This is a genomic window from Micromonospora globosa (assembly GCF_000717585.1).
GTDB classification, from domain to species: Bacteria; Actinomycetota; Actinomycetes; order Mycobacteriales; family Micromonosporaceae; genus Micromonospora; species Micromonospora aurantiaca.
This window is the reverse complement of the sequence record NZ_JNZR01000070.1, coordinates 2501-5376: the sequence shown is the minus strand read 5'-3', so window position 1 is coordinate 5376 and position 2876 is coordinate 2501. Positions and strand designations below refer to the sequence as shown.

At 57.0% G+C, this 2876-nt stretch carries 2 rRNA genes (1 of these 2 cut by a window edge); both read right to left on the bottom strand.

Annotation, left to right across the window (positions count from 1 at the left end):
- Positions 1-9: 9 nt before the first annotated feature.
- A 5S ribosomal RNA gene (rrf, locus tag IF06_RS0131600) occupies positions 10-126 on the bottom strand.
- A 79-nt stretch (positions 127-205) separates the two neighbouring features.
- A 23S ribosomal RNA gene (locus IF06_RS0131595) occupies positions 206-2876 on the bottom strand (it continues 439 nt past the right edge of the window).

The window sequence follows — 2876 nt, the reverse complement described above, 5'->3', positions numbered from 1 at the left end:
TGGAAGATTGTCCGGCGGTGTCCTACTCTCCCACACCCTCCCGAGTGCAGTACCATCGGCGCTGGAGGGCTTAGCTTCCGGGTTCGGAATGTGACCGGGCGTTTCCCCTCCGCCATGACCGCCGTAACTCTATGAACATGTCAACCAACCCAACAACATGGGTGGTGGTTTGTTCAGAGTTGCACAGTGGACGCGTAGCAGCTTAGTAGTCAAGTCCTCGGCCTATTAGTACCGGTCAACTGAACCCGTTACCGGGCTTACATTTCCGGCCTATCAACCCAGTCGTCTAGCTGGGGGCCTTACCCCACAAATGTGGGTGGGATACCTCATCTTGAAGCGAGCTTCCCGCTTAGATGCTTTCAGCGGTTATCCCTTCCGAACGTAGCTAACCAGCCGTGCCCCTGGCGGGACAACTGGCACACCAGAGGTTCGTCCGTCCCGGTCCTCTCGTACTAGGGACAGCCCTTCTCAAGTATCCTACGCGCACGGCGGATAGGGACCGAACTGTCTCACGACGTTCTAAACCCAGCTCGCGTACCGCTTTAATGGGCGAACAGCCCAACCCTTGGGACCTGCTACAGCCCCAGGATGCGACGAGCCGACATCGAGGTGCCAAACCATCCCGTCGATATGGACTCTTGGGGAAGATCAGCCTGTTATCCCCGGGGTACCTTTTATCCGTTGAGCGACACCGCTTCCACATGCCAGTGCCGGATCACTAGTCCCGACTTTCGTCCCTGCTCGACCTGTCAGTCTCACAGTCAAGCTCCCTTGTGCACTTGCACTCAACACCTGATTGCCAACCAGGCTGAGGGAACCTTTGGGCGCCTCCGTTACCCTTTAGGAGGCAACCGCCCCAGTTAAACTACCCACCAGACACTGTCCCTGAACCGGATAACGGTCCGAAGTTAGATACCCAAATCAACCAGAGTGGTATTTCAAGATTGCCTCCACCCATACTGGCGTATGGACTTCACCGGCTCCCACCTATCCTACACAAGCTAATTCAGATACCAATGTCAAGCTATAGTAAAGGTCCCGGGGTCTTTCCGTCCTGCCGCGCGTAACGAGCATCTTTACTCGTAATGCAATTTCGCCGGGCCTGTGGTTGAGACAGTGGGGAAGTCGTTACGCCATTCGTGCAGGTCGGAACTTACCCGACAAGGAATTTCGCTACCTTAGGATGGTTATAGTTACCACCGCCGTTTACTGGCGCTTAAGTTCTCCGCTTCGCTCGTGAGAGCTAACAGGTCCCCTTAACGTTCCAGCACCGGGCAGGCGTCAGTCCATATACATCGAATTACTTCTTCGCATGGACCTGTGTTTTTAGTAAACAGTCGCTTCCCCCTGCTCTCTGCGGCCATACAACGCTCCACCCGCGCGGGGCTTCACGTCTCCGGCCCCCCTTCTCCCTAAGTTACGGGGGCAATTTGCCGAGTTCCTTAACCACAGTTCGCCCGATCGCCTCGGTATTCTCTACCTGACCACCTGTGTCGGTTTGGGGTACGGGCCGCTAAGAACTCGCTAGAGGCTTTTCTCGGCAGCATAGGATCACTGACTTCACCTGAATCGGCTCGGCATCACGTCTCAGCCTATATGCGCCGCGGATTTGCCTACGGCACGGCCTACACGCTTACCCCGGCACAACCACCGGCCGGGCTCAGCTACCTTCCTGCGTCACCCCATCGCTTGACTACTACCCGCCAGGTTCCCACGCTCCCCACCATTGGTCCGAAGACCGCCGGCGGTTCGGGTGGTTAGCACAACGAGGTTCGTCAGGGTCGCTCTTTCGCGGGTACGGGAATATCAACCCGTTGTCCATCGACTACGCCTCTCGGCCTCGCCTTAGGTCCCGACTCACCCAGGGCGGATTAGCCTGGCCCTGGAACCCTTGGTCATCCGGCGGAAGGGTTTCTCACCCTTCTTTCGCTACTCATGCCTGCATTCTCACTCGTGCCGCGTCCACAACTGGGTCACCCCGCTGCTTCACCCCCGGCACGACGCTCCCCTACCCATCCACACACCTGCATACCCCATCAAGGAGGCACGAAGTTAAAATGTGAATGCCACAGCTTCGGCGGTGTGCTTGAGCCCCGCTACATTGTCGGCGCGGAACCACTTGACCAGTGAGCTATTACGCACTCTTTAAAGGGTGGCTGCTTCTAAGCCAACCTCCTGGTTGTCTATGCGACCCCACATCCTTTTCCACTTAGCACACGCTTAGGGGCCTTAGCTGGTGATCTGGGCTGTTTCCCTCTCGACTACGAAGCTTATCCCCCGCAGTCTCACTGCCGCGCTCTCACTTACCGGCATTCGGAGTTTGGCTGATTTCGGTAAGCTTGTGGGCCCCCTAGACCATCCAGTGCTCTACCTCCGGCAAGAAACACGCGACGCTGCACCTAAATGCATTTCGGGGAGAACCAGCTATCACGGAGTTTGATTGGCCTTTCACCCCTAACCACAGGTCATCCCCCAACTTTTCAACGTTGGTGGGTTCGGCCCTCCACGCGGTCTTACCCGCGCTTCAGCCTGCCCATGGCTAGATCACTCCGCTTCGGGTCTAGAGCATGCGACTAAAAACGCCCTATTCAGACTCGCTTTCGCTACGGCTCCCCCACACGGGTTAACCTCGCCACATGCCACTAACTCGCAGGCTCATTCTTCAAAAGGCACGCCGTCACCCCGCAAGGCTCCGACGGATTGTAGGCGAACGGTTTCAGGTACTATTTCACTCCCCTCCCGGGGTACTTTTCACCATTCCCTCACGGTACTTGTCCGCTATCGGTCACCAGGAAGTATTTAGGCTTACCAGGTGGTCCTGGCAGATTCACGGCAGATTTCAGGAGTCCGCCGCTACTCGGGAACACCCACAGAAG